The organism is Rhodococcus sp. NPDC056506, from assembly GCF_042794945.1.
Classification (GTDB): domain Bacteria; phylum Actinomycetota; class Actinomycetes; order Mycobacteriales; family Mycobacteriaceae; genus Rhodococcus_F.
On the sequence record NZ_JBHTSW010000012.1, the window covers coordinates 28,451 to 53,668 of the forward strand.

The 25,218-nt window shown below is 61.3% G+C and carries 22 protein-coding genes and 1 riboswitch; of the genes, 12 read left to right on the forward strand and 10 right to left on the reverse strand.

The genetic code is table 11. The features are described 5' to 3' along the window. The first annotated feature begins 11 nt into the window (after nt 1–11). Nucleotides 12–968, forward strand: a complete 957-nt coding sequence (locus ACFQ6H_RS12885) for a GlxA family transcriptional regulator (RefSeq protein WP_378545286.1) — start codon at nt 12–14, stop codon at nt 966–968. Here ACFQ6H_RS12885 and ACFQ6H_RS12890 read toward each other — a convergent pair. Then, nucleotides 953–1,798, reverse strand: coding sequence for an alpha/beta hydrolase (locus ACFQ6H_RS12890; RefSeq protein WP_378545283.1), 846 nt, complete (start codon nt 1,796–1,798; stop codon nt 953–955). The genes ACFQ6H_RS12885 and ACFQ6H_RS12890 overlap by 16 nt on opposite strands. A 291-nt stretch (nt 1,799–2,089) precedes the next feature. Here ACFQ6H_RS12890 and ACFQ6H_RS12895 point away from each other — a divergent pair, with 291 nt between their 5' ends. From ACFQ6H_RS12895 to ACFQ6H_RS12920, 6 genes are all read left to right on the forward strand, one after another. After that, nucleotides 2,090–2,650, forward strand: coding sequence for a TetR-like C-terminal domain-containing protein (locus ACFQ6H_RS12895; RefSeq protein ID WP_378646427.1), 561 nt, complete (start codon nt 2,090–2,092; stop codon nt 2,648–2,650). 8 nt (nt 2,651–2,658) lie between these two features. After that, nucleotides 2,659–3,162, forward strand: coding sequence for a hypothetical protein (locus ACFQ6H_RS12900; protein WP_378646429.1), 504 nt, complete (start codon nt 2,659–2,661; stop codon nt 3,160–3,162). Between the two features lie 9 nt (nt 3,163–3,171). Beyond that, a complete protein-coding gene (locus tag ACFQ6H_RS12905) occupies nt 3,172–3,744 on the forward strand; it encodes a YdeI family protein (protein ID WP_378646431.1) in 573 nt (190 codons plus the stop codon). A gap of 58 nt (nt 3,745–3,802) precedes the next feature. Continuing rightward, entirely contained in the window at nt 3,803–4,693 is an 891-nt protein-coding gene (locus ACFQ6H_RS12910) for a sucrase ferredoxin (RefSeq protein WP_378646528.1), read from the forward strand. A 132-nt stretch (nt 4,694–4,825) separates the two neighbouring features. Beyond that, nucleotides 4,826–7,003, forward strand: a complete 2,178-nt coding sequence (locus ACFQ6H_RS12915; RefSeq protein ID WP_378646433.1) for a DUF6924 domain-containing protein — start codon at nt 4,826–4,828, stop codon at nt 7,001–7,003. 219 nt (nt 7,004–7,222) lie between these two features. Beyond that, complete coding sequence (locus ACFQ6H_RS12920; RefSeq protein ID WP_378646435.1) at nt 7,223–7,804, forward strand: GNAT family N-acetyltransferase; 582 nt, start codon at nt 7,223–7,225, stop codon at nt 7,802–7,804. Nucleotides 7,805–7,818: 14 nt separating this feature from the next. Here ACFQ6H_RS12920 and ACFQ6H_RS12925 read toward each other — a convergent pair whose 3' ends face one another. Further along, nucleotides 7,819–8,433, reverse strand: coding sequence for an NAD(P)H-dependent oxidoreductase (locus tag ACFQ6H_RS12925; RefSeq protein ID WP_378646437.1), 615 nt, complete (start codon nt 8,431–8,433; stop codon nt 7,819–7,821). A 77-nt stretch (nt 8,434–8,510) separates the two neighbouring features. Here ACFQ6H_RS12925 and ACFQ6H_RS12930 point away from each other — a divergent pair, with 77 nt between their 5' ends. Beyond that, nucleotides 8,511–9,086, forward strand: coding sequence for a TetR/AcrR family transcriptional regulator (locus ACFQ6H_RS12930; RefSeq protein ID WP_378545262.1), 576 nt, complete (start codon nt 8,511–8,513; stop codon nt 9,084–9,086). Between the two features lie 46 nt (nt 9,087–9,132). Here the strand turns inward: ACFQ6H_RS12930 and ACFQ6H_RS12935 are convergent, their stop codons facing one another. Continuing rightward, nucleotides 9,133–10,053, reverse strand: a complete 921-nt coding sequence (locus tag ACFQ6H_RS12935; RefSeq protein WP_378646439.1) for a LysR family transcriptional regulator — start codon at nt 10,051–10,053, stop codon at nt 9,133–9,135. An 81-nt stretch (nt 10,054–10,134) separates the two neighbouring features. Between ACFQ6H_RS12935 and ACFQ6H_RS12940 the strand changes: the two genes are divergently transcribed. Both ACFQ6H_RS12940 and ACFQ6H_RS12945 read left to right on the forward strand, forming a co-directional pair. After that, a complete protein-coding gene (locus ACFQ6H_RS12940) occupies nt 10,135–11,124 on the forward strand; it encodes a threonine/serine dehydratase (RefSeq protein ID WP_378646441.1) in 990 nt (329 codons plus the stop codon). 153 nt (nt 11,125–11,277) lie between these two features. Then, on the forward strand, nt 11,278–12,903 hold the full coding sequence (locus tag ACFQ6H_RS12945; RefSeq protein WP_378646530.1) for an amidohydrolase family protein: 1,626 nt from the start codon (nt 11,278–11,280) through the stop codon (nt 12,901–12,903). Between the two features lie 93 nt (nt 12,904–12,996). Here ACFQ6H_RS12945 and ACFQ6H_RS12950 read toward each other — a convergent pair whose 3' ends face one another. From ACFQ6H_RS12950 to ACFQ6H_RS12965, 4 genes are all read right to left on the reverse strand, one after another. Further along, a complete protein-coding gene (locus ACFQ6H_RS12950; protein ID WP_223304655.1) occupies nt 12,997–14,148 on the reverse strand; it encodes an MFS transporter in 1,152 nt (383 codons plus the stop codon). A 286-nt stretch (nt 14,149–14,434) separates the two neighbouring features. Next, nucleotides 14,435–15,631: a serine hydrolase domain-containing protein gene (locus ACFQ6H_RS12955; protein WP_378646443.1), complete on the reverse strand. Its 1,197-nt coding sequence runs from the start codon at nt 15,629–15,631 to the stop codon at nt 14,435–14,437. 100 nt (nt 15,632–15,731) lie between these two features. Beyond that, the gene (locus ACFQ6H_RS12960; protein WP_378646445.1) at nt 15,732–16,907 is read right to left on the reverse strand and encodes a serine hydrolase domain-containing protein; all 1,176 of its coding nucleotides are present in this window, start codon (nt 16,905–16,907) and stop codon (nt 15,732–15,734) included. A gap of 228 nt (nt 16,908–17,135) precedes the next feature. Further along, nucleotides 17,136–18,221, reverse strand: coding sequence for a serine hydrolase domain-containing protein (locus ACFQ6H_RS12965; RefSeq protein WP_378646447.1), 1,086 nt, complete (start codon nt 18,219–18,221; stop codon nt 17,136–17,138). Between the two features lie 331 nt (nt 18,222–18,552). Here ACFQ6H_RS12965 and ACFQ6H_RS12970 point away from each other — a divergent pair, with 331 nt between their 5' ends. Then, nucleotides 18,553–19,692: a sensor histidine kinase gene (locus ACFQ6H_RS12970; RefSeq protein WP_378545241.1), complete on the forward strand. Its 1,140-nt coding sequence runs from the start codon at nt 18,553–18,555 to the stop codon at nt 19,690–19,692. Next, nucleotides 19,689–20,417 (forward strand): response regulator, encoded by a 729-nt coding sequence (locus ACFQ6H_RS12975; RefSeq protein ID WP_378646449.1) that lies wholly within the window; start codon nt 19,689–19,691, stop codon nt 20,415–20,417. Before ACFQ6H_RS12970 ends, ACFQ6H_RS12975 begins: the two co-directional genes overlap by 4 nt. A 110-nt stretch (nt 20,418–20,527) precedes the next feature. Here ACFQ6H_RS12975 and ACFQ6H_RS12980 read toward each other — a convergent pair whose 3' ends face one another. The 3 genes from ACFQ6H_RS12980 to ACFQ6H_RS12990 all read right to left on the reverse strand — a co-directional run bounded on the left by ACFQ6H_RS12980 (nt 20,528) and on the right by ACFQ6H_RS12990 (nt 24,959). Beyond that, nucleotides 20,528–22,522: an SDR family oxidoreductase gene (locus ACFQ6H_RS12980; protein ID WP_378545235.1), complete on the reverse strand. Its 1,995-nt coding sequence runs from the start codon at nt 22,520–22,522 to the stop codon at nt 20,528–20,530. 50 nt (nt 22,523–22,572) lie between these two features. After that, on the reverse strand, nt 22,573–22,695 hold the full coding sequence (locus ACFQ6H_RS12985) for a hypothetical protein (RefSeq protein ID WP_003940840.1): 123 nt from the start codon (nt 22,693–22,695) through the stop codon (nt 22,573–22,575). A 143-nt stretch (nt 22,696–22,838) separates the two neighbouring features. Beyond that, nucleotides 22,839–24,959: an MMPL family transporter gene (locus ACFQ6H_RS12990; RefSeq protein WP_378646451.1), complete on the reverse strand. Its 2,121-nt coding sequence runs from the start codon at nt 24,957–24,959 to the stop codon at nt 22,839–22,841. Nucleotides 24,960–25,030: 71 nt separating this feature from the next. Further along, nucleotides 25,031–25,177: riboswitch (cobalamin riboswitch) on the forward strand. Nucleotides 25,178–25,218 lie beyond the last annotated feature (41 nt).

Genomic DNA, 25,218 nt, shown 5'->3' on the forward strand with positions numbered 1-25,218 from the left:
GGGGAGTGATCGTGACCGCAGTGCATCGAGTTGCCGTCCTGGTGTTCGACGGCGTCAAACTGCTCGACGTCGCAGGTCCGAGTGAGGTGTTCGCAGAGGCCAATCGCGGCGGAGCGAACTACGAGTTGGTGATCTGCTCGGTGGGTGGACACGATGTCGACTCGTCGACCGGCATGCGCATTCCGGTCGACTGTGACGTCGCAGATTCCGGTTCCTTCGACACGTTGCTTGTCATGGGTGGCGACGTGTTCCCGTCCACGCCGGTGAGCCCGGAACTACGCGAGGCGGCACGTGAGCTGGCAGGGCGTTCGGGGCGGGTTGCCTCGATCTGTACCGGGACTTTCATCCTGGCTGCGAGCGGACTGCTCGACGGACGCCGCGCAACGACGCATTGGCAACACACGGCAACGCTGGCGCGCGCCTATCCGCAGATCACGGTAGTTCCCGACGCCATCTTCATCGAGGACGGCACGGTGTTCTCGTCTGCGGGTGTGACCGCCGGGATCGACCTCGCGCTCGCATTGCTCGAGCGAGATCATGGTGCAGAAATGGCCCGACGCGTCGCGCAACTTCTGGTGGTATTCCTCCAGCGTCCAGGTGGGCAGTCACAGTTCTCGCCGTCGTTGAGCGGGCCGCGACCCCGGGTGCCCGCGCTTCGCGCAGTAGTCGATGCGGTGGCGGCCGATCCGGCGGGGGAGTACTCGGTCGACGAACTGGCTGCCCTGGCGCATCTGAGCCCACGGCATTTGACGAGGCTCTTTCGCGAGGAACTCGGTACGACGCCGGCCAAATACGTCGAGTTGATCCGTTTCGATTCCGCGAAAGCGCTCCTCGATGCCGGCCACTCGGTGACCGAAGCCGCACAGTTGGCGGGATTCGGCAGTTCGGAATCCCTACGCCGAGCATTTTCGACGCATCTCGGAATCTCGCCGCAGGTGTACCGTCGTCGTTTTCAAGCTTTCGGCTGAGACTGACTTTCGTGCTTGCCTTGCGGCGGGCTCATGCCCTGCCTGTCGAGCCAGGCAAGGCTGTAATCCGCGATCTCACGCCAGCCGTGGTCGATGGTCAGAGAATGCCCCCGATCGCCGAAGACCTTGTATTCGTTGACCGTTGGAGCCTTGGCATACTTCTTGAACGAGCTGTCCGAACTGGCTTTCGGTACTGTGCGATCCTTCCCGCCGCCGATCATCAGAAGGGGTCCACGTTGCGCGTTGAAATCCACTGCAGCGGGGCTGTGAGGCGCGAAGTTGGCGAGTGCTGCCTCGAACAACGGCCGACCAGGGGCGGGAATCGCATACTGCTCGAACAAGGCGTCGGACTCGTCCTTGGACACGGCGCTGGCAAAGGACTTGTGAAACGACTCTCTGTTGTGTGAGTACGCCTTCCGGTAATTCCCGGGGTTGGACAGGACCGGGAAGACGCTGCCCAGTTGGACGAGGGGAAGTTTCAACACCCCTTTGGGCTGAGCCGGGTCGATGGCAATTGCCGCGGTCGCCAACTTCTGGCCCAGCAGTTTCTGCGCGATCAAACCTCCGAACGAATGCCCCACCACGATCGGTGGTTCGTCGAGATCGGCGATCACCTTGGCGTAGTGATCGGTCACGTCGTCGATGCCGTGTCCCGCGATGTCTTCCGGGTGTTCGCGCGTCTCACCCACCGTCGACGCGTCCCCTGGCCACCCCGGCGCCATCGTGGGGTACCCCTGCGCGTTGAAAACCTGTGCCCAGGAATCCCAGGTGGTCGGGTGCATCCAGAGTCCGTGGATGAACAGAACTGTCGGGTTGGACTTGGGCGACATGCGCGCTCCCCGCTATCGGACCGATGATCGATACGGGATGCCCGCTTTTTACAACCTCATTCACCGGCGATCAGATCCAAGGCAGATGTCATTGTCGGTCGTCGGTGATCAGGCGGTAAATGGCGTACATGGCAAACCATGCCATCGCGACCGACGCGAGAACAAAAAGCACTTCGAAGAACACAACCATGTCAATCGCCACCTCACTGGATAAACAACTGTTCGAGTATCGAACATATCGCAAGTAGTAGTTGCGATATGACTGGGTGTCGCGATTGGCACAATGAGGCTATGAAGCAAAGGGGTCGAGCGGTCCGAACGGCCGTGATCGAAGCGACTGTGCGGAAGGTCGCTGAACTGGGACCGCAGTCGGTGACGATCGCCGCGATAGCGGTCGAAGCCGACGTTCATCCAACGTCGATCTACCGTCGATGGGCGACGGTCGACTTGCTGGTCGTCGATGCACTCCGAGAGTTCACCGATGCAGGTTTGTCGATACCCGACACCGGAACGCTCTTCGGTGATCTTCGAACTTTTGCTAGACGTCTGCAAGATTGGCTCGCGACAGACACCGGATTGGCACTGGCCCGCACGGGTGTGATGCCTACTGATGACGCGGAAATCCTGGCTGCGCGCGCACAGTTCTGGCGGACCCGATTCGATGCGGCAGCAGACATGATCAACCGCGGAATCGAGCGCGGCGAGGTCCCGGACAGTACTGATCCAGACACTGTTCTCGCGGCAATAGCTTCGCCGATCCGTCTGGCCGCGATTTCCCAGAGCACAGAGCCTCGTATCGATATCGACAAACTGGTTGCACTTGTCGTCGGCGCCGATCCAAGAGTGAAATGATCGACGACATGGCACCAACTGGATCTGCGAAGGCGATGGCATTGTGGACGACTGCTTTTGTTGTCTCACAAGCGAATATTGCTCGCCTACTCGGGCCGGTGGCTCCCAAAGTATTGGAAGTGCAGACGGCGTTCTCCGCTCGCCGGTACGTCGAGATCTTGGACTCCATGGACGTAGAGGCCACGGCGCGATTTCGCAGTCACTACTACCCCGACTTCGTACATCCCGCGATCTACGCGATGGCTTTGCGGTCAGCAAGCAAGCGGCTCGGGGAGCGGGTTCCCCTTTCCTCCTCAACTCGGCGCGTCCTTGCCGTCGCACCGGTACTGTCGGCGGCCGGCGACTACGTCGAGAACGTGGTCGGACTCCATTTCCTCGATCATCGCGACAGCATCACCGACTCGAGGGTTCGCGCCGCTTCGACCGTCAGTATTGCCAAATGGCTGCTCGCACTCGGAACTCTCGGATATTTGTCGCAGGGTTTTGTCAGAGTATGGGTATCGAGAATGTGAGGAGCACTGATGGCAGTCGAACTCGATACCGAATACTTCGTTGACGGAGGAGAGTTCCGTCGATGGCTGTCCGAGAACCACGAGGTGGTCCCCGGCCTTTGGCTGAAAATGGCCAAGAAGACCTCGTCGCACAGCTCTATCGACTACGACCAAGCGTTGGACGTTGCCCTGTGCTTCGGCTGGATCGACAGCCTCGCACGGCGAATCGACGACGATTTCTTCGTGCAGAAGTTTTCGCGACGCACCGCGCGGAGTCCGTGGTCCAAACGCAACGTCGAGATAGTCGCCCGCCTCGACGCCGCGGGACTTCTCGAGCCATCCGGTGTCGCCGAGATCGAGAAGGCCAAGGCCGACGGTCGATGGGATCGCGCGTACGAGGGATCAGCCAAGGCCGAGGTCCCGAAAGACTTTCTCGATGCGCTTGCGGACAACCCGAAGGCTCGCGAGTTCTACGCGACGCTCAATTCCACCAACCGATTCACCATCGCGTACCGACTACAGGAGGCAAAGCGTCCGGAGACGCGAGCCAGGCGGATCGAGAAATTCGTCAACCAGCTTGCGGAGGGCAAGAAGTTCTACTGAGCTTCCGCGTCACTGAGCTACAGGCACTTGCGAATCGATACCCAGCGCGGCTGACACAATAGGGCTCGTGACCGAAGCCGAAACCTGTTCCGCGCTGTCTGCTGTCGACGAACCGCTGGCAGGCAGCGCTGCCGTCGTGCGGGGTTGGGTGTGTCTCGAATTCAACGCAGCCTGGGGTCGTGACGTGCTGGACGGAACGGCGTTGGGGGAGGAGCTCGCCGCCGAGCTGAGCCGACGAGCCGACGCTGCCGACGTACGAATCATGTTCGTTCGGCGACCCGGGCGCACCGATCCGATGACTGATGGACACACCGTCCTGCTTGCGCGCTCCGATCCGAGCGACTCATGGTGTGAAAGGTTGCACATCGATTCGCCGATGGACTTACTCGACGTCGATTTCTTCCTGTTGGATGGGCCGCCACCAGGATTGGGCGAGCAAGTGACCGAGCCAGTCGTATTGGTCTGCGCTCACGGCAAGCGCGATCAGTGCTGCGCTGTATTCGGCAGGCCGATTGCCGCAGCGCTGATGTCGTCCTTCGGACCCCAGGTGTGGGAGTGTTCGCACACTGGCGGGCACCGATTTGCGCCGTCGATGATCCTGCTGCCGAGCGGCAATACATACGGCCGACTGTCCGCAAGCGAGAGTGTCACTGCCGTGGAGGTAGCTTCCCGAGATCAGGTCCATTTGCCAGGTCTGCGTGGACGGAGTTGCTGGTCTCCTGTGGGGCAGGCTTCGGAAATTGCTGTGCGACAACAGATCAGCTGTGGAATCGACGACTTGGCTGTCATCGAGCAGGCGAGTGACGGGACATGCGTCGTCGCACATGTGGACGGCCGGCGATGGGCGGTGGAGACGGCGGTCTCCGAACTCGCGCCGCGTCCACCGAGTTGCGGCGCGGCACCCAAGCCGGTCAGGCCGGTTGTCGTCACATCGATTCGGGATCTGTGATTCCTCGACGGTTTTACGCGATCAGGCTCGATGAACTCGGTCGTGGTCAGTGCTATTGCACCAGGAGTGCAATGACTGCGGGCGGTAGTTGAGATATCGCCTGAGAAGATAGCTTTCTCGGGAGAACGTACCGTGAGGTACGTTCTGGGAATGGCACCGACGTGGGAACAGATCCGAGGCGCGAATTACGGCACGATGGGACGCACTGTGCGTGGCGTCGTTCACCGCCCCGACGGGTCGTGGCAGCTGGTGTTGCATGCTCCGGAGGCGGCGTGGCGCTACGAAAACGAGTCGGGCGAGCCGATCTTTCTGGAGAACGCGACGGACAGATGGTCTCGCGACGCGGACGATGCGATGGTCCACGCCGTCAAGTCTCCGAACACGATGTACGCGACCATCGGTATCGGTTCACCATCGCTGCTTCTCCGCGCTTATGACACGTTCCCTCCTGCATCAAGTCATATGTTCGACAACGAACGATTCGTCGACCCCAGTGCGCCCCGCGCAGCGATCGTGCGAGGCCGCGAGGGATGGGAGGTGACCGCTCTCGACCAGTACACCAACGAGACGGTTACTTATGTGTTCGATGCGGAACTCGGCGTCGCGTTGCGGTGGCAGCACGGCGACGAGTGGATGGAACTCGAAAACCCCGCACTGGATGAAGAATTCGATCCAGGATTGTTCCGATGGACGGGTCCCTCGCGTCCTGCGCAAGACGAGATCGCGAAGCATCAACGTGAGCATCAGGAACGGGAACGCGCTCTGGCCGAGATTCCTCAGGCAGTTCCGACATGGCTCCCGATGACGATAGTTGCCACGTCGCAGTCAGGTGATCCTCGCACCGGCGAACTGAGCCTGTCGATCCATGGACAGTCGCCCCAATTCACGTTGCGTCGTTGGGTGAGCGCGATCGGCGAGCCGGCTCTAGAGTGGCCGAACGATCTCACACCGCAGCGTTATCGATGCTCGCTCAGTGACTGGACGTACGAAATTCGTGGTTATCAGGACATCGACCCAACGGACTGCGCTCGCATCGTCCAGTCGATTGTGCCCGTCGACCCGCCCAGTCGGGAGGCAGCCCAGATCGCCGCCGAACTCGCGGTGGAGGAACTTGATCGCCGAGAAGAAGAGTTGCTCGAGGCTCTGGGAACCGGTCGAGTGCTTACCGATCACCTCGTCGACGAGTCTCTGTTGATCCGCACCGATTTCACCGACGATGGCGCTTGGCGTGAGATCGCCGTCGCTGCAATGGCTCCGGTATCGGAGGGCGACAGCGATCTGGAGTTTGCGGCGTATCTCACCTGCATCGACAATCGGGACTATGACGGACTGACTGTCGACGGCCTGCTCGGGCTGATCGGCGAGCCGCCGCCCTACTACGCGTTTCTAGTCGATGCCGAGACGGTGAGAACCCCTGAGCATCCCATCGTCGCTGTCTACACGGGCCCCGACGAACCGGATCGGCCACGGGGGAGGACATTTCGCGTCATTCCCGCGGAAATGTGGAGTGTGGAGAACAATCTGTCGATCGCGAACATGGACTTCGAGTCCTTCGCAGACAGTACTGATGACGATGGGGTCTTTCGCGGATTTCCCGAGCCTGCTCGCCCGGTTGAGGAAGTGACGACCCGTGAGATTGCACAGTGGATTGCCGACGATCTCGACACCGACGCCCTCAGAGATTTCTACGCTGAGATCGACGGGCGCAAGTATCCCTATCCGGTGTCACTGTTCGAAGTCGATCTGTCGGAGGTCCACGCCCAGGCCCGCGACATCGACTACGGAGCGGACGTAGATCTTGTCGGATACGAGGCATTTCTGGAAGCGACAGCACGTGGCGGTCCAGCACTGCTTGGAAATGTACCCGCCCACCGCGCGCAGTGGACGTTCGTGATCGACCACGAGTCGTATCGGCCGATTGCGGCGCACCGCGTCGGATTCAGCACCTACACCCCACCCGACTCCGAAACCGGAGTGCCGCAACCTATGCGCCTAGAGGTGCCGTTCGTGTGCACCGAACCGGTGTCGCTGTCGTCGTTGACGGACAGGGACGACCTGGTGGACCGCGAGGCGGTGAAGCGAGCTGTACTGGCTGAGGCCGCACGCCTGCACGGCGACGCCCAGATCACCGGCGGCGAACCCGTACTCGCGCGGATTCCACGACTCGCAGGATTTAACATTGGCTGCCCGGTACAGGTCGACGGTCAACACGTTTTCTACATAGCCATCGTGACCGACGCCGCCGACGCATTCATCGTGCAGGAAGTGCCGCCGGAGGGACTGCGAATTGTCGGTCCAGGGGAACCCTGAACAACGATGAGAAGTCAGCAAGTTCGGCGCATCCCCGGCTATGGACACCGCGACCGTTTCGTTGCCCGAATTCAGCATCCGAAACGAAATCTTGTGGTTTGAAACAAGTTGGGGGGAGGGAGCTCGCTCGACAGTGGCTGGCGATGTTTGATTCGGTGACCGACGCAGCGGCGGCGTGTGCCGACTCGACCGCCGCCGTTACGAAGTAGCATCGCTGCTATGACAGTCGATTTGGTTGCGCCTGACGAGGCGTTGTGGGTGTCCTGGTTGGAGTCGCGTGACGAGTGGGGCGGACCGCAGGCGGATCAGCCCGGTTCGGCCTTGGGAGTTGCGCAACGTCTGGATCTCGACCTTGCATCCCGCGATGGGTTCGGGCACTGGGTGCAAGAGTTGTTGGCGCAGCCTGAGGCGTTGCCGGGGCCCGACATTGTCCCGGCAACCAACTGGTGGATCGTGCGAGACGGCAGGTATCTCGGTGCTATCCAGTTGCGACACAGCTTGAATGAGTTCTTGGCTGAACTTGGTGGTCATATCGGCTACGGGATCCGGCCGTCGGAACGCCGGAAAGGGATAGCGTCGGCGGCTCTGCGGGAGGTGCTCACGTACGCCGGCGACCCGGTAGGGCTCAGTCGCGTCCTGATTACCTGCGACGAAACGAACGAGGGTTCGCGCAAAGCAATCGAACGGTGCGGTGGTCTACTCGACAGCGTGCGCCCAGCTGATCAGTCGTCGCGCAACCTCGGTCATACGGGGGATACGCTTCGCTACTGGGCGGCCACGGGTCGGTCAAGCGTCGATTGACCGCTTTCTGACCGTCAACGGGAAGTCACGGTCGCAGGGTAGGCAACACGGGACGCGATACTTTCGCTGACGTCTTGGATTTCTGCGGTGAGGACGTCTCGGCTCTTCGTGTCCGACTCGTGAACGAAGGTTGTCGATCCCAGTGTGGCACCGCAATATTCGATGATGCCGCGCTCGATCTGTGTCCGGAAGGCCTCGTACACGCCGTGTCGGTCGAAACTCTCAGCGTCGTCACCTGCGACCGGAATCAGGTGGACGGTGAGTCGGTCCAGTTTCTTCACGAATTCGCTTCCCGGGGTGTATTCGTACGCCCATCCGCTGACGAAGACTCGATCGATCCAACCTTTGAGTAGTGCGGGCATCGACCACCAGTACATCGGAAACACGAGAATCAGATCGTCTGCACGATCGATTCGGTCCTGCTCGGCTACAACATCGGCCGGGGGAGACCCGTTGCCGCGGAACAGGTTCACATCGGCTTCGGAGAATCGGGGATCGAAATTCTCGGCATGTAGGTCCGCGAAGTCGACGTCGCCGCCCAGGTCGCGGATCGCGTCGGCGGTAGAACGGGCGACATGCTGGGTAAGTGACTGTGGATCGGAGTGGGAGACTACGACGAGTGTGGTCATGAGCGTTCCTTCGGTAGCTGGTGCGCTTATGTACTAAGAGTAGGTTACTATTGGTATATAGCGCAAGGAGGTGTCCGATGGCACGTACGAGACTGTCGCGAGCCGGCAGGTACGAACAGCTCGTCGAGGTGTCGTGGGCATTGGTGCGAGAGGAAGGCGCAGACGCGCTCACCCTTGGCAGGTTGGCTGAACGTGCCGGCGTTGCAAAGCCCGTTGTCTACAGCCATTTCGCCTCCCGCGCCGCGTTGTTGGCAGCCCTGTTCAAGGAATTCGACGATCGTCAGACGGTGATGCTCGAGGAGTATCTCGATGCAGCGGATGAGTCTTTGAGCGGACGCGCGAATGCCATCGCCGACTCCTACGTCGGATGTTCGCTGGCCCAGGGGCGTGAGCTGACGGGTGTGCTTGCAGCGCTGGAGGGTTCGCCCGAACTGGAGCGGGTCAAGCGTGAATCCGAACACGCGTATTCCGAACGATGTCGACAGGTGCTGGCTCCCTTTGGTGTGGGCGGCGGACTTGCGCAACCTTCGATGACTGCAATATTCGGTGCTGCAGAGGCACTCTCGCATGCGGCTGTAGCGGGAGCGCTCTCGCCCGACGATGCTCGAAGCGAACTTGCCGCACTGATTGTCGCGGTTGTTGGTAGGGCCTGAGGTCACTGGCTATTGCGGGCGGTCGTGATCGGGCCGCCCAGTGTCGTCAGAGACTGACGTGCCCATTCAGTTCGACGCGCTCACGCATGGATTCGGAAATCGCTGTCAGAGTTCTGACGAACGCGTCGATGGCGGGAGCAAGTGGAGGTTTCCCGTAGGTCGCGACAGCGATAGTGCGCCGCTCGCCGGGAATGCGGTGTGCGCGGATATCCGGATTCTGATGTGCCTGGAGAGCGAGGGCCGGAAGGGTGCTGACCCCGCTTCCGGAGGCGACCAGAGCTTGGACGGCGACGTAGTCGTCGGTCTCGAACTCGATCCGCGGAATGAACCCAGCACGATTGCAAGCGGTGAGGAGGTGGGCGCGGCAGCTCGGGCAACCGGCAATCCAGGTCTCGCTGGAGTAGTCGCTGAGCTGGCTGGCGGCATCTGGATCCCGCGCGGAGGTGATCAAGTACAACGGATCTTCCAGCAAAGTCGTCTGCGCGACATGCTTGAGCCCGACTTCAGGGGTGTCCTCGTGCGCGAAGACAACAGCTACGTCCACATCGTTGTTACGAAGCAGTGCAAGTGCTTTGGGTGGTTCTGCATCAACGAGGCTGATGGACACATCGGGGTACTGGGACGTGAACGCTGCCATCGCCTGCGGAATCAAACTCGCCAGGGCTGACGGGAATGCGGCCAGTCGTACCCGCCCGGCCCTCAGGCCTGCGTACGTTTCGACTTCCGCTACTGCTGCATCGACGTGGCCGAGGATCTCGGTGGCTCGCCGAACCAGTACCGCACCGGCATCCGTCAGACGTAGCCCACGACCGGCTCGCTGGAACAGCGGAACCCCGACTTCCGATTCGAGTTGTCGAAGGTGGTGGCTGATGGAGGGCTGTGCGTAACCGAGAGAATCGGCGGCGGCTGTCACCGATCCTTCCTGCGCAACAGCGACCAAAACCCTCAGCCGAATTAGATCGAGCATGCCGAAATCATAGAAGATTTCGATGCTTTTGACGAAAACACGTATTGGACCTATGAATCAGTGTTTGGAAAGGTGCTCCACATGGCACAGGCACCTGATCTCGCGGCAACAACCGAGCTACAACCACCCACGTGGGCAGACATCGAGCGTGCCAGTCAGGTCGTCCGTCGGCATCTACCGGTTACGCCCCTGGTATCGCATCCGACCTTGGGTGCGGGCTCGTGCAGCCAATTGTTCGTCAAACACGAGAACGTGCACCCCACGGGTGCGTTCAAGGTTCGCGGCGGACTGAATCTGGTGGCAGGACTGGATGAGGCGATGCGGGCGCGGGGGATCGTCGGCTACTCGACCGGAAACCACGCTCAATCCTTGGCGTATGCAGCAGCGGGTGCGGGCGTGCGATGTGTGATCGTCATGCCGGTTGGGGCGAATCCAGTCAAGGCTCACGCTGTCCGCATGCTCGGAGCCGAACTCATCGAGCAAGGTGTGAATTTCGACGAGGCACGTGCTCACGCCGAGTTCATCAGCGAACGTGACGGCCTGCGTCTCGTCAGCGCCGCCAATGAGCCGGCCATCCTTGCCGGTGTCGCTACTGCTTACGTCGAACTCGTCGAACAACAACCCGATCTGGACGCGGTGGTAGTCCCAGTCGGTGGCGGCAGCGGCGCCGCGGCGGCGTGTCTCGTCGCCAGTACGCTCGCACCGCACCTAGAGGTGTTCGCAGTGCAGTCGGAGGCCGCGCGAGCCGCACATGACTCATGGAGTTCCGGCACGTGCGTCGAGCGCCCGAACACCACCCGTGTCGAGGGGCTTGCGACCGGTGCCGGGTTCGCACTGACACAACGTGTTTTGCGTGAACGGCTAGGAGGCTTCCTGCTCGTCACTGACGACGACATCACCCTCGCGCAGCGGGCGTTGCTCTACGACGCTCACACTTTGAGTGAAGGCGCCGGTGCGGCCGCACTTGCTGCGGTCTATGCGCATCCGAACACCTTCGCTGGCAAGCGCGTTGCTGTTGTCTGCACGGGCGCCAATGCCTCCGAGAGCGAGATTCGCAGGGTCGTCGGCTAACCGATGGCATGATCGGAACCATGTGTCAGTTTGGTAGGGCGGCACCAATTTTGCATCGAGTATGTGTGTCTGGAACAAGATTTCGCTTCCACGATTGAGCAGAGTGAGCAGGGTCGCATCTCGCGACAGCAAGGCCACCGTGGAGGAGACGTGATGCTGCCGACAATCGTCGTTCGGGACGGGACTGTGCTCGATGGTGGAGGGAGCCCGCCCAGGAAAGCGGATGTTGCGATCTCCGGTGACACGATCGTGGAAGTCGGAACGATCGGTGCTGTGCAGGGGGCGATCGACATCGATGCTCGCGGTTGTATGGTGGCTCCCGGTTTTGTGAATGTGCTCAGCCATAGTTACCTCACGCTGCAGCAAGACCCACGAGGATTGTCGGACTTGTATCAGGGGGTCACAACCCAGGTCTTCGGTGAAGGCGTGTCTCTCGGACCGGTCACGGGTTCGATGACTCCGACGATGCTCGGATTGGGTGCGATTCCACCTGGGGTGCAATCACATTGGCCCAGGTTGCACGATTTTCTCGAATCATTGGAGACGAACGGCGTCGGTTTCAACGTGGCGAGCTTCGTCGGCGCAGCGAATCTGCGCATGGTGGTTGCGGGTGTGGACAATCGTCTGTTGAGTGAACAAGAGCTGGCCGAAGCGTGTGCCCTGCTCGACGAGGAGCTTGAAAATGGAGCTCTCGGAGTGGGTTCGGCTCTGATCTATCCACCCGGAAGCTATGCCGATTCCGGCGAGTTGCGAGCATTTTCGCAGGTGCTCGCCAGACATGATGCCGTCCATATCTGCCATCTCCGAAGCGAAGGGCAGAGGTTTCTCGAAAGCATCGAGGAACTGATCGATATCGCTCGAGCGACAGGAGCGCGCGGGGAGATCTACCACCTCAAGGTTGCTGGTAAGTCGCACTGGCACAAAATGTCAGAGGCCCTGCAATTGGTTGAGTCGGCTCGCGAGGACGGCGTGCGAATCACCGCGGACGTATATCCGTACGAGGCGGGGAACACGTTGCTCAGTGCCGCGTTGCCACCGGAGTTTCGGTGTCGTGACACCACGGCCGGGCGCACGCACCTGAACTCGACCGGTGTCCGAGACCAGATCCGCGAGAGGATCCATCGTGAGGACGAGGACTGGGAGAATCTCTACGCTGCGTCCGGAGGTGCCGATGGGGTGACGATCTTGTCCGAGGTGCCGGCACTCGGGATCCGAGCGGGGGAAGCTCTGGGATCTATTGCTCGGAGGATGGGGCATCACGACCCGGTGGACACCATACTGGCTGTTCTCGACGCTCTGCCCACAGCCGAAGCTGCCTATTTCATTGCGTCGGAGGACAACACGCGAATTGCCTTCGAGCGTCCCTGGGTTTCGGTTGGTTCCGATGCCGATGCTCAAAGCACGGAGACCCTTTTCGCGGGGCAACCCGTCCACCCCCGTTCATTCGGAACTTTCGCCCGTATTCTGAGCCGCTACACCCGCGGCATTGGCGGGCAATCAGTCGAGGAATGCGTTCGCCGAATGACCAGCCTTCCTGCTGAAAACTTCGGTTTGGCGAAGCGGGGCTACATTGCGCCAGGGGGATACGCCGATCTGGCGATCTTCGACCCCTCGCAGGTAGAGGATCTCGCGACATACGACAACTCAAGAGTGTATGCGACCGGAATGCGGCACGTTCTGGTCAATGGGCAACCGGCACTGTCGGACGGGGTGCCGACGGGGAAGCTTGCAGGACGCGCACTTCGGCGCTCGCGCAACGGGTTCGATGCAGTGAGGTGACGAGCTGGCACCGGGGTCAGGTCCGGATCGGCGAAGCGGCCACTGCTGGGAACGACCCTTCAGCGGCCACTTCGCCGGACCACGTGAGAGCCCTCAGAATTTCGCCGGGGTCTGTGGAACGATCATGGCCACCAATGCCGCCGCAGCCGTCGCACCGACCAGGACTCCGAACGCGGCCATGTACGAGAACTGGTCCACCATCCATCCCATCACGAGGGGGGTGATGAAACCGGCAAGCTGTCCACAACCGTTGATCAAACCCATTCCGGAACCGAGGAATTCGGCGGGCAATGCCCGCAACGGGAGGGCGAAGATCGACATCGAGCACAGTCCGCTGACGCCCATCGCGAGGGTTTGATAGAACGTGAACATCGCGACGGTATCGGTGGTAGTCATCAAGAACAGCAGAATGGCAGAGGTGGCCATGCACGGAACGAGCAGAATGCGCGCGCTGTCGTGGAAGTACTTGTCCACCAGACGTCCACCGACGACGATGGCCAATGCCGTGACGATGAACGGGATCGCCGCGAAGATTCCCGTATCGATCAGCGAGAGCCCCTTTTCGTTGAGGAGGTAGCTCGGCACCCAGGTCAACAGCCCATATCCGGCCATGTTGGCCAGGCAGAACAGAAGTGCGAATTTCCAGACCGAAACGGACTTGAATACCGCGGCGCGTGAGTGTTCACTGGCGAGCGGTTGCAGTGCGGCCTCCGGATCTTCCGTGATCTCTGTGTCCAACGGCGCCGGGAGCACCAACCAGACGACTGTGCCGATCACGGCGCCGACTATGGCCACCAGCCAAAATGCGTCCCGCCAACCGACGGCCATGAGAACTGGAGCGATGATCAATGGTGCGATGCCGGGGCCCAGGTTGTTTGCACCGATCATGAAGCCCATGGCCGTGGCGCGAGTTTTCGGACGGGTTCGCTCAGCCAGAGCTTTGAACGACGCTGCTGGGAAGAGACCCTGGCTGAGCCCGAACATCGCACGCATGACCATCAGCGAGACGAGGCCCCAGGCGAATCCTGTCAGTGCGGTGAACACCGACCACAGGATCAACGCAACGATCAACAGTGGCCGGGGTCCGAATCGGTCGGCCAGCATGCCGCCGGGGACCTGCCCGAGCATGTAAAAGATGGCGAAGATCGACACGACTCCGCCCAATTGCGTATTACTGAGGGAGAATTCGTCTCCGATCATCGGCAGTGCAAGCCCGATCATCACGCGGTCTATCATGTCGATCATCCAGATCGTACTGAGCAGCCCAACAGTCATAGTCGTTGTTCGACGAATTGACTTGTTGTCCAATATGTTTTGTATCGACTTGCCGCCGCTATGCGAGGGTTCCTCAACCGTGGCGCGTTCCGACTTCATCATGCCTCCTGAATTGCGTTGTGCCGCATGGACTGATGAAGTGTGGCAGCGGACACGTTGGCCGCATTGGTCCGTTCGGCCAATAACCGACCGAATGTTTCGTCGGTCGGTACAGCGTCACTCGGGTGAGATTCCCGGTGACGCTGTCACCAGAGCTTTAACTGCACAAAGCTCTGTCCACGGTGTCTACGACGTGTTGCGTGGCGGATGCAGTCGAGGGCAGAGCAGTCACCGCAAGGTTTACGGCCCGCCCGTTGTCGGTGATGCCGCCGCGGGTTTCGTAACCGACTATGTCGCCGCCATGGCCCCAGTAGACCCCGCCGCACGAGAGAGTCCTGCTGGTGAGGCCGAGGCCGTACTCGAGTCCGGTGGGCCCGCCGACGTGGACGGTGGTACGCATCTGATCGAGTTCGGCTGCGGGGAGCAGTCGTCCGTCGAGGAGTGCGTGGAGGAACTGGTTGAGGTCCGAGGTGGTGGAGATCAGCTGCCCTGCTGCCCATCCCCACGACGGGTCCATCTCTGTGACGTCACTCAGTGGGCTGTCTGGTGTGGTGCGGTGGTATCCCTTGGGATGGGGACCCCGGATGGTCATGTCGCCCGGGGATGGGAAGTAGGTGTCGCGCAGGCCGATCGGCGCGAAGATACGTCGATTCATCTCCTCGGCGAGGGGACGGCCGGTAACCTTCTGTACGAGTAGGCCGGCCAGAATGTAGTTGGTGTTGCTGTACCCCCAACTCGTTCCGGGCGGTGCGTCGGCGGGGTGTTGGAAGGCGATGTCGAGCAAATCGTGGGGGTCGGCGTAGCGGTATCTGATCTCTTCGTCATTGACGTGTATGCCGTACTCGGGGAGTCCGCTGGTGTGTTGGAGGAGTTGGCGGATGGTGATGTTGTGGCCGTCGATCCCTTCTCCGCGGACGAGTCCGGGTAGGTAGGTCTCGATGGGGGTGTCGAGTTCGATCTTTCCGTCGGCGACCAGTTGCAGGACCACTACTGCGGTGAAGGTTTTGGTGTTGCTGCCGATCCGTATCTGGCCGTTGTGCGGCACCTCTGATCCGGTGGTCAGGTCACCGACTCCTGCGGTGTAGTTGCGGGAGTTACCGTTTCGGTCTTGGACGCTTGCGAGGGCGGCGGGTAGTCCGTCCTCGCTCACCAGTGCGTCGAGGGAGCGTTGAACCGCGTCGGACTCGGTGGAGGAAGAACCGACGGTATCGGGACTGAGGGCGGACGACGGCGAGCAGGACGCCAGCGTCATGGCACCGAGGGCCATCGCGGTAACGACCGAAAAGGTCCGGTGCCGTTTGCGGTCCTGCCGTCGATCTGAGGAAGGGAAGACCTTTCGAATATTGTTACGCATCAGTAGAACTCCTGAGGATTGGTAGGGGTCGGGACATCGTTCGATCGGGAAGAATCGTTGTTCGATGTTGCGCGCGAAGTCGTGCACGAACATGTTTCCTTCACTCCGCGCACATCGCTGCGTCGACAACTCGCTGTGCCGCTACGAAGGCGTCCTCGCTCATCGGGATGTGATTGAGGGTGAGAGTCACAGCGCGTCCTGTGGTATCGACTCCGCCCGAGGTGCCGAAGCCGGGAATTCCGCCGCCGTGACCCCAGATCTCCTTCCCGCAGGAGCTGTTCACGCGGACCAGCCCGAGTCCGTAGCTGTCCTGCGGGCTCCTGTCGAACGGCACGGTGTGTTTCATCTCGGCGAGCCTGTCATTCGAGACGAGATCGCCGCGTAGCAAAGCCGTGAAGAAAGTGTTGAGGTCGGCGCCGGTTGCGACCATCGCACCTGCGGTGTCGGCCCACGACACGTCGCCATCGGTGACATCGACCTGAATGCCGTCAATCGGGTGATAGCCCTGTGCATGAGAACCGCGGATCTGTGTCTCGCGGGAGGCGGGAAAATAGGTGTCCTTCAGTCCGAGCGGATCGATTATGCGGGTGGTGATCTCCTGCGCGGCAGGGCGTCCTGTGACCTTCTCGATGAGCATCCCGAGCAGAATGTAGTTCGTGTTCGAATAGACAGCCTTGTCTTTGGCGGCCGGGCCGGGTGGAAGAGACATCGCGATATCGACCAGTTCAGTGGGGGAGAAGTGCTCCGATGGTTGTGCGCTTGTCCCCACCAGCAGCTGGCCGGGCTTGATGTCTTCCGGCCGTGCTCCGCCGGCGGCGAGGTAGTCCGTCAGTCCACTGGTGTGCTGCAAGAGATCTCGAATGGTGACTCGGTTGCCGTTGTTCCCGTTGCCTACGACCGTTCCGGGCAGGTAGTGCTCGATGCTTATATCGAGGTCGAGCAGTCCGTCGTCGACGAGTTGCATGACGACGGTCGAAACGAAGGCCTTTGTGTTGCTGCCGATTCGGACCCGCGCATCATCGGGGATAGGCTCGCCGGTGGCGGTGTTTCCCATTCCCGCACGAATGATGCGAGTGCCCCGCGACGGGTCGGAGATCACGAGTTGTGCGCCGGGGATCCCCTGCTCGATGACGCCGTCGAGCACCTGTTGCACGGCAGCGTCGCTTTGCCGAGTGGAATCAGTGGTGTCACCACATCCGCTGACGCTCAATATGAGGGCTGCAGCGGTGACTGCCGGAAGTACGGTGAGCAGGGGGCGACGTCGAAGGGTGGTCATTGGTTGTGGCCTCCTGTTGTCGGATCTCATGGTGAGTTCCATATGCAGAGAACAGTATTGACGTGCGTACGCCTCCTCCATGGTGCGAAGTGCAGTCTCTCGGTGGTGCGTGCCGGAGCGTATGGGGTGTAGCTGGCTGCACCTCGGAGTCCCGCGTCTCGCAGCCGATACTGTCGGTTTGACGAGTTATTCCGGAGTAGGCGACTTTTGGCGATTGACAGGAGAGCCTCAGCGGCAAAGGGCGATATCCACCGCGTGTTCGAGTTTTCTCCGGGTGGCATCGTCGGCGACTTGCATGGTGACCGCGATGTTCGCTTCGCGTCCGTCGTCGGTAGCGCCCCCGCGTGTCTCGTATCCAGGGAAACTGCCGCCGTGGCTCCAGGACAGGCCGCCACACGGTAGCGGCCGGCTGACCAATCCAAGTCCGTAGCGGGCCCCGGGTCCGAAGGTTTCCTCCGCGGGGACGGTAGTGCGCATCTGGTCGAGTTGGGCTGCGGGGAGCAGTCGTCCGTCGAGGAGTGCGTGGAGAAACTGGTTGAGGTCCGAGGTGGTGGAGATCAGCTGCCCTGCTGCCCATCCCCACGAGGGGTCTATCTCTGTGATGTCGACGGGAGGCGCGTCCGATGACTCCCGGTAGTAGCCGCGGGGGTGGAGTTCCGAGATCTTCTCGTCGTATGGTTCAGGAAAGTACGTGTGCTGCAAGTCGATCGGCGCGAAGATTCGCCGGTTCATCTCCTCGGCGAGGGGTTTTTCGGTGATCTTCTGTACGAGTAGGCCGGCGAGGACGTAGTTGGTGTTGCTGTACTTCCAACTCGTTCCGGGGGCGAAGTCGGCGGGATGTTCGAGCGCGATGTCGAGAAGTTCGCGTGGATCGTAGTATCGGACTTCGTCTTCCAGGTAGTTGCTGTAGTTGGGGAGTCCGCTGGTGTGTTGGAGGAGTTGGCGGATGGTGATGTTGTGGCCGTCGATCCCTTCTCCGCGGACGAGTCCGGGTAGGTAGGTCTCGATGGGGGTGTCGAGTTCGATCTTTCCGTCGGCGACCAGTTGCAGGACCACTACTGCGGTGAAGGTTTTGGTGTTGCTGCCGATCCGTATCTGGCCGTTGTGCGGCACCTCTGATCCGGTGGTCAGGTCACCGACTCCTGCGGTGTAGTTGTGGGAGTTACCGTTTCGGTCTTGGACGCTTGCGAGGGCGGCGGGTAGTCCGTCCTCGCTCACCAGTGCGTCGAGTGAGCGTTGAACCGTATCGTGCCCCGCAGCGGCAGTATCTGCGGTCGACGAGCACGCGCCGAGGGTGACCACGCTGAGAGTCATTGCGACGGAACAGAGGGCGCGGTGCCGTTTCCGGCCTTGTCTTCGGGGTGAGTTAAGTTGGCCCTGTCGACTGTAGCGACGCATCAGTAGAACTCCTTGGAGAGATTGATCGGTCTGGACACGATCGTGTCTGCTTGAGGATCGGTCGCGCATCGCTCCGACGCGGGAAAACCATCTCCCTCGATTGGGGGAGGCCATCGCCGAGCGGCCCAGTCATACTGGTCGAATCATGATCACAGGATTACGACCGCTGATGCGGGGCTCTACATACTCAGCTGTGCTTTTCGCCTTTTGTGGTGTGTTGGCGAGCCTGCCACTTCTGGTGGTTGCTATGTTGCCTGCTCTCGTGTGGCAATCCGCACCCGAGTTCGTCCGGGCGCTTTCGGTCCTGCTCATATGGGTGACTCTGGTGGGAGCACTCGGCCTGGCACATCCTGTGCGACGCGCGCTCATCGTGTCTGCCCGCCGACTTCTGCAGGTGTCGCTGCCGAGCCCAGCGCTCGGACACCGTACTCCCAACCTCTCGGACATTGATCGTTGGCGTGCCCCGCTCTGGATTGTCCTGCATGTCATGGTGGGCTGGATGGCGGCGCTCGCGGCCATCGTCCTTTTCATCATGGGGATTTCGCTCCCGGGGAACTGGCTCGGCGGCACGGCGCGAATCAGTCTGTTCGATACGTCGGTTGACGTGACGGGTGGATGGACCTGGGTTGTGGCGGCCGGCTGCCTCCTGCTTGCGGCAGGAATTTGTGTCCTGGTGGCAACACTGCTGAGGTGGCTGGCGCCACGACTGTTGGGGCCGTCCACGGCCGAACGGCTCGCGCTGGCGGAAGAACGTGAACTGCAACTGGCCGAACGTAATCGGGTCGCTCACGAGTTGCACGACTCGATCGGGCACACGCTCACCGCCGCCACGATCCAGGCGGCGGTGGCGGGCGAGGTGCTTGCCTCCGATCCTGCCGCCGCGAGGGCCGCCATGCGTAGCATCGAGGAGTCGACACGGGCAGCGCTCGAGGACCTGGACTATGTACTGGGTGTACTTCGCGAGGAGAGGCCTGGGGCTGTACCTTCTCGGACGCTGTCGGACTTGCCTGCGTTAGTTGATCGGTTGCGGCATGCGGGGGCGGTTGTGGAGGTGAACCTGTCGGGTGACCTTTCACAGATCCAGGGGACACTCTCGCGCGCGGCGTACCGGATCCTGCAAGAGGGGACGACCAATGCTCTGCGGCACGGGGACAGTGGGCCGATCGAAATCACGGTGGCAGTCGGCTCGGAGAGCGTCGAGCTCAGAGTGGTCAACAGCATCGGGGCAGTGACGGGGGGAAAGGAAGACGTAGTTCGAAGATCAGGGCGCGGCCTGGGCGGTCTGGCCGAGCGCGTGCGACTCTTGAACGGTGAGTTCAAGGCTGGACCGGACGGAGCCCAGGGCTGGCGATTGAGTGTTCAGTTGCCGGTACGGGTGGCACGATGACCGAAGCCAACTGGAGTGAGGACGCCTCCAACCCTGCAAGCATGCCAGTCACCCTGCTGATTGCGGATGACGACGACGTCACCCGCAGCGGCCTGCGTATGCTGCTCGCAGCTCAGCCCGGGATTGTGGTCGTCGGCGAGGCTTCCGACGGTATCGAAGCAGTGGAGCTTTCGCGGCAACTTCGTCCGGATGTGGTGCTGATGGACGTGCGGATGCCGCTGCGCAACGGTATAGAGGCAACCCGGCACCTCCAGGCCGAGTGCACCGAACCGCCGAAAGTCTTGGTAATCACCACTTTCGAGAACGATGGCTACGTCACGGCCGCGCTCAGTGCGGGTGCGAGTGGCTTCGTGCTGAAGCGGCTCCCAGTCCCGCAGATCGCAGCGGCAGTACGGGTAGTGGCGGCGGGCGAAGTGATCCTGTTCCCTGCCGCGCTACGCCGGATGGTTACGCCCCGTCCATTGGTTTCCGCCGAGGCGTTCCCGAATGCAGCGCTGACAGCAAAGGAGGAAGAGGTACTGCGGTTGATGGCCACCGGGCTGTCCAACTCGGATGTTGCTCAGGTTCTGGTGGTGAGCCTGGAGACGGTGAAGACGCACGTTGGAAATGTGCTGGCAAAGCTCGGTGCTCAGAATCGAACGCACGCTGTCGTCATCGCCTACGAGTCTGGTCTGGTGGTCCCACGATCAGGCACCGATACGGAACCCTGTGCAGCTGGCGGTTGATTGCTTTTGCCAGCGTGACCCCGGTGAGGATTCGGCGACTGAACCCGCAGACCCGTTCCTCTTGTCCGTTCCTCTGACGAATGCCCTCGGGGGCGAAGTCGCACGACCGGTCACCAGTGCGTCCCAGGCACGAGTCGGGCAGCGCGTCGGCCGAGTTTGCGGATGCGCGAACGTGAATGATGCTGACGCGTCGGTGTTGCCGGAACGTCTGCCGGAGTTTCCTTGTCTACCTGACCCTTTGCCGCCGGAGAATCGGGGAAGGCCTGGTACATCTGGTTGAGGATCCGGTCCTTGGTGTGCGGTGCGAACAGGGTTCCCAGATCGCCCAAAGTTCCCAGTGGCACGTCGATGCGTTTGGGGCGGTCGATCAGCGCGCGGATCACCATTGCCGCAGCTTTTTCCGGGCTGGTGATCGGGCCGTTGTTGTATTCGCCGGTCGGAGCGATCATCGGTGTTTCGACCAGCGGCATGTGGATAGTCGTGAAAGTGATTCCGTCTGCCAGGGTTTCGGAGGCGGCTACGTCCGAGAAACCGTCGAGGGCAGCTTTGCTCGCCACGTAGGCCGAGAATCGGGGCGTCGCCGCTTGAACTCCCGCGCTACTGATGTTCACGATGTGGCCGAAGCGGCGAGAACGCATGGTCGGCAACAATGCCAGAACCAATCGCACAGCGCCGAAGTAATTCACGGCCATCGTTCGTTCGTAGTCGTGGAAACGATCTGTGGAGTGGTAGATGCCGCGTCGGATTGATCGGCCGGCGTTGTTGACCAGCATGTCCACGTGATCATGTTCTGCCAGAATGCTTTTGATCGTGTGCTGGACCGATTCGTCGTCGGTGATGTCGCAGGGATAACCGAATGCCTTGCCCCCGGCTGATCGAATCTCCTGTACCGCGGCATCGAGTTCGTCGGTGCGGCGCGCGATCAGGAGAACGGTGGCGCCTTTCTGAGCGGCGGCAATGGCAGATGCCTTGCCGATTCCGGACGAGCCTCCGGTGATCAGAACTATCCGCCCGACGAGTGGTCCTTCGGGATGCTTGCGACGTGCGCGATTGGGATCGAGGTTTGCGCGCCAGTACTTCCACAACACAGTCGAGTACGACCCGAACTCGGGGACCGCCAGTCCCGATCCGGATAGGGCGGCAACGGTTCTCGCGGAGGTGAATGTCGGCGCCATCGTCATGTTGTCGAGTAATGCTGCAGGCATGCCGATGCGATCGAGGAAGACCTTCCGTGCCGATTCTGCCGAATCCATCGGCAACGGCGATACGAAGGGTTTGGCGATCACGCCCGGCAGGCTGAGTGCGGGCCGCGGCGCTCCGGCGGCCTTGGCGAGTCCGGCATAGATTTCGCGTACCGGTTGAGGTTTCGGATTCACGAGATGGAATGCTTCGCCGTCATGGCCGGGTACATGCATCAATTCGACGAGGGCGGCGGCCACGTAATCGACGGGCACCACGTTGGTCGCGCCGAGGTTGGGGATCGGGACGGGGAGTGCTGCAGGTAGTTTCGCGAGTAGCGCCAGTCCTGGGAACAAGTAATACGGACCGTCGATCTTGTCCATCTCTCCGGTGACGGAGTTACCGACCACGGCAGAGGGTCGATAGACACGCCAGGTGAGGCCTTCTCGTTCCCGAACGATTTTCTCGGCCTCGAACTTGGTTCGGTGGTACGGCGTGGGAAAGCCTTGACCGCAATCGAAATCGGTTTCGCTGAAGGTTCCCGGGTAGTCGCCCGCAACTGCGACTGATGACACGTGATGAAGAGTGGCTCCCAGCTGTGCGGCAAGGTCGACCACGGAGCGTGTGCCCTCGACATTCGTCGAAGCCTGCTCGTCTCCGGCGGTGATGTCGTAGATCGCGCCGAGGTGAAGGACGTGGTCGGCAGGTGGGGGAGAATCGATGCCCAACCCAGGCTCCGTCAGATCTCCAATGAGCGGATGCACGCGATCGCCGCCGGGAATTGCCGACACCTGTTCTTCGAGTTTGGCGACAGAACCGGCTCTGACCAGCACATGGATCTGAGCAGTTTGATCACGCTCGAGCAGGAGTGGCAGTGCAGCTCGTCCGAGAAATCCGGTACCGCCAGTGACGATGTATGTGGCCATAGTCGGTAACTTACTCCAAAGTAAGATCAGCGGCTAGAGGGAAACGAACATCAATGCGTCATGACCCCGTCCTCGGCGTCGAAGTCGATGCCCGCGGAGATGATTCCGGAGAACAAGAACGCGACGGCAAGCGCAAGAGCGGGGATAGCAAGGATCCATTCGAAAATTGTCATGCTCCAAGTCTGACGAAATCAGCTTCGGAGAACATCGCCCTGCGGAGCGATTTAGACGATCGGGCAGTCATCCTCGAGGACGACTGCCCGATCAGGGAAATCCACTAGTGCGCGATCAGTGGCCAGAAATCAGTGGCCCAAAATCAGTGGCCGATGCCGACCTTCGCATGAAGCTTTTTCATCCACGCGGGAGCCCACCAGTTCGCTTCGCCCATCAACTTCACGAGCGAGGGCACGAGCAACATGCGGATGATGGTCGCGTCGACGATCAGTGCGACGATCATGCCGACGCCCAGGAACTTCATCACCGACAGCCCGGACATCGCGAAGGCCCCGGTCACCACGATCAGGAGTAAGGCGGCAGCCGTCACGATGCGGCCGGTGCGCTCGGTTCCGAACTTGACCGCTTCCTCTGTCGTCGCACCCGCGTTCTTGGCCTCGACCATCCTTGACATCAGGAAAACCTCGTAGTCCGTGGACAATCCGAAGACCACCGCCAGGATGAGCACGACGAACGTCGCCTCCAGCGGAGTTTGACTGACCCCGAGGAGTTCGACGCCGTGTCCGTCCTGAAAGACGAAGGTCAGGACGCCGAAGGTGGTCGCGAGGCTCAGGGCTGCCATCAGCACCGCCTTGATGGGCAGGACCACCGACCCGAATGCAAGGAACAACAGGATCAGGGTGGATCCGACCATGATGAGGATCATCACCGGTAGCCAGTGCAGGACGGCGTTGTTGCCGTCGTCGACCATGGCTTGACCGCCGCCGACAAGCAGCACCGTTCCGTCCGGAGCGGAGATCGCTCGTAGATCCGTGACTGCGGCGCTCTGCGATTGGGGCGTGGACCCCTCGCTGTACAGCGCCTGAACCGCGATGAGTTGATTGGTGCTCGCAACCACGGTTGCCTGACCGATGCCCTCGACCTGACCGGCGGACTCGGCGATCGCTGCACCTTCGGCCGGGGTGAGAGTGTTCCCGTCCTCGGCCTGCAGGATCATCGTCGCGCCGTTTCCGGTCTGCGGGAAGTCGTTGACCAATGTAGCCATCGCGACTCGAGCGGGGTCGTTGTCCGGCAGGGCGGTGTACGAGAGCTCTCCCAGACGGGCGCCGAGCAGAGGCGAGGCCATCACGAGCAGCACGGCGACGATCGTCACCGAGACCGCCACCGGACGATTCATCACCCACGTGACGACGCGGCCCCAGAACTTACGCGAGCGTTCCTCGCCGCGTTGTGCCGCGTCCTTGCGCCACGTCAGGGCATTGATGCGGTGACCCAGAATGGCAAGCAGCGCAGGCACAGCAGTCAGCGACAGGACAGCCGCGCTCAGTACCGCAGCGATCGCGCCGAAGCCCAGAGATCGGATGACGGCCTGGGGGAAAACGAGCATGCCGCTGAACGCACAGATCAGCAGTAGACCCGAGAACATGACGGTGCGACCCGCCGTCAGAACTGTTCGCTGGGCAGCAGCTCCCGGATCCGAGCCTGAATTCAGTTCTTCACGGAACCGGCCGACCACGAACAGTCCGTAGTCGATCGCCAGTCCCAACCCGAGAAGAGAAGCGACGTTGATCGAGAATGAGGACACATCGGTGATCAAGGTGAGGATCCGGAGAACCGCTAATGCGCTCAGGACACTGAGTACACCCACGAACACCGGAACCGCGGCAGCGACGACGCCGCCGAAGATGAAGACCAGCAGCACCAGAGTGATCGGAATGGCGATGGCCTCGGCGACCACCAGGTCTTTCTCGAGTTTGGTGTTGAATGCGACGCCGACGACGGTGTTGCCCGCGAATTGTGCCTCGGCGCCTTCGACTTCGAGCTTCGGCAAGAGATCGGCGAAAGTGGCCGGCGTGACTCCCGAGTCCGGTGCCAACGTGATCGCAACGGCGCCCATGGATCCGTCGTTCGAGAGCAGGCTGGCCTTGGCCGCCGCGTCCGTTCCCCAATACGACTTCACCGACGCCGTCGGCACTTCCGTTTTGAACTGGTCGACCGCGGCCGTCACTGCCGGCCCGATGTCGTCCAGGGTCTTACCGCCCGTGGGCGAATAGATCGCGATGATGTCCGGGGTCTGTGGGCCGAGATTGTCTTCGATGATGTCGGCGACCTTCGCGGAGTCGCTGCCCGGATCGATGAAGCCGCCCTGGCTGAGCTTGCCGAACACTCCGAGTCCCCACACCCCACTGATGAGAACTATCAGAACCGCGAGGCTCAGTACCCACCATTTCCGGGCAACGACGGTTTGGGCCCAGCGTGTCATGTATCAACTCCGGTGTGTGGGGGCGTCTGGCCAGATCGACTGTAGTGGGCGTTTGGTCTTGAATCGGAAACGTCATGCATACTGCTCGAAGCACTTGCAAGCCACGCGTGTGGGGGAAGCCGGTCCGAATCCGGCGCTGACCCGCAACGGTAGGTCGATTCTCGGTAGTCACCGAGCGTCGGCAAGCCCGATTACCCACCGCGCGGTGTGCGACATCCATTCGTCGTGGTCTACGAAAAGGAAGTCCAGCAGGAGCTCT

Coding starts and splice junctions, on each gene's coding strand:
- ACFQ6H_RS12945 (WP_378646530.1), top strand. CDS start 11,278: ATGCTGCCGACAATCGTCGTTCGGGACGGGACTGTGCTCGATGGTGGA.
- ACFQ6H_RS12935 (WP_378646439.1), bottom strand. CDS start 10,053: ATGCTCGATCTAATTCGGCTGAGGGTTTTGGTCGCTGTTGCGCAGGAA.
- ACFQ6H_RS12960 (WP_378646445.1), bottom strand. CDS start 16,907: ATGACCACCCTTCGACGTCGCCCCCTGCTCACCGTACTTCCGGCAGTC.
- ACFQ6H_RS12905 (WP_378646431.1), top strand. CDS start 3,172: ATGGCAGTCGAACTCGATACCGAATACTTCGTTGACGGAGGAGAGTTC.
- ACFQ6H_RS12930 (WP_378545262.1), top strand. CDS start 8,511: ATGGCACGTACGAGACTGTCGCGAGCCGGCAGGTACGAACAGCTCGTC.
- ACFQ6H_RS12980 (WP_378545235.1), bottom strand. CDS start 22,522: ATGGCCACATACATCGTCACTGGCGGTACCGGATTTCTCGGACGAGCT.
- ACFQ6H_RS12920 (WP_378646435.1), top strand. CDS start 7,223: ATGACAGTCGATTTGGTTGCGCCTGACGAGGCGTTGTGGGTGTCCTGG.
- ACFQ6H_RS12955 (WP_378646443.1), bottom strand. CDS start 15,631: ATGCGTAACAATATTCGAAAGGTCTTCCCTTCCTCAGATCGACGGCAG.
- ACFQ6H_RS12975 (WP_378646449.1), top strand. CDS start 19,689: ATGACCGAAGCCAACTGGAGTGAGGACGCCTCCAACCCTGCAAGCATG.
- ACFQ6H_RS12900 (WP_378646429.1), top strand. CDS start 2,659: ATGGCACCAACTGGATCTGCGAAGGCGATGGCATTGTGGACGACTGCT.
- ACFQ6H_RS12925 (WP_378646437.1), bottom strand. CDS start 8,433: ATGACCACACTCGTCGTAGTCTCCCACTCCGATCCACAGTCACTTACC.
- ACFQ6H_RS12940 (WP_378646441.1), top strand. CDS start 10,135: ATGGCACAGGCACCTGATCTCGCGGCAACAACCGAGCTACAACCACCC.
- ACFQ6H_RS12950 (WP_223304655.1), bottom strand. CDS start 14,148: ATGATCGACATGATAGACCGCGTGATGATCGGGCTTGCACTGCCGATG.
- ACFQ6H_RS12990 (WP_378646451.1), bottom strand. CDS start 24,959: ATGACACGCTGGGCCCAAACCGTCGTTGCCCGGAAATGGTGGGTACTG.
- ACFQ6H_RS12965 (WP_378646447.1), bottom strand. CDS start 18,221: ATGACTCTCAGCGTGGTCACCCTCGGCGCGTGCTCGTCGACCGCAGAT.
- ACFQ6H_RS12895 (WP_378646427.1), top strand. CDS start 2,090: ATGAAGCAAAGGGGTCGAGCGGTCCGAACGGCCGTGATCGAAGCGACT.
- ACFQ6H_RS12890 (WP_378545283.1), bottom strand. CDS start 1,798: ATGTCGCCCAAGTCCAACCCGACAGTTCTGTTCATCCACGGACTCTGG.
- ACFQ6H_RS12985 (WP_003940840.1), bottom strand. CDS start 22,695: ATGACAATTTTCGAATGGATCCTTGCTATCCCCGCTCTTGCGCTTGCC.
- ACFQ6H_RS12970 (WP_378545241.1), top strand. CDS start 18,553: ATGTTGCCTGCTCTCGTGTGGCAATCCGCACCCGAGTTCGTCCGGGCG.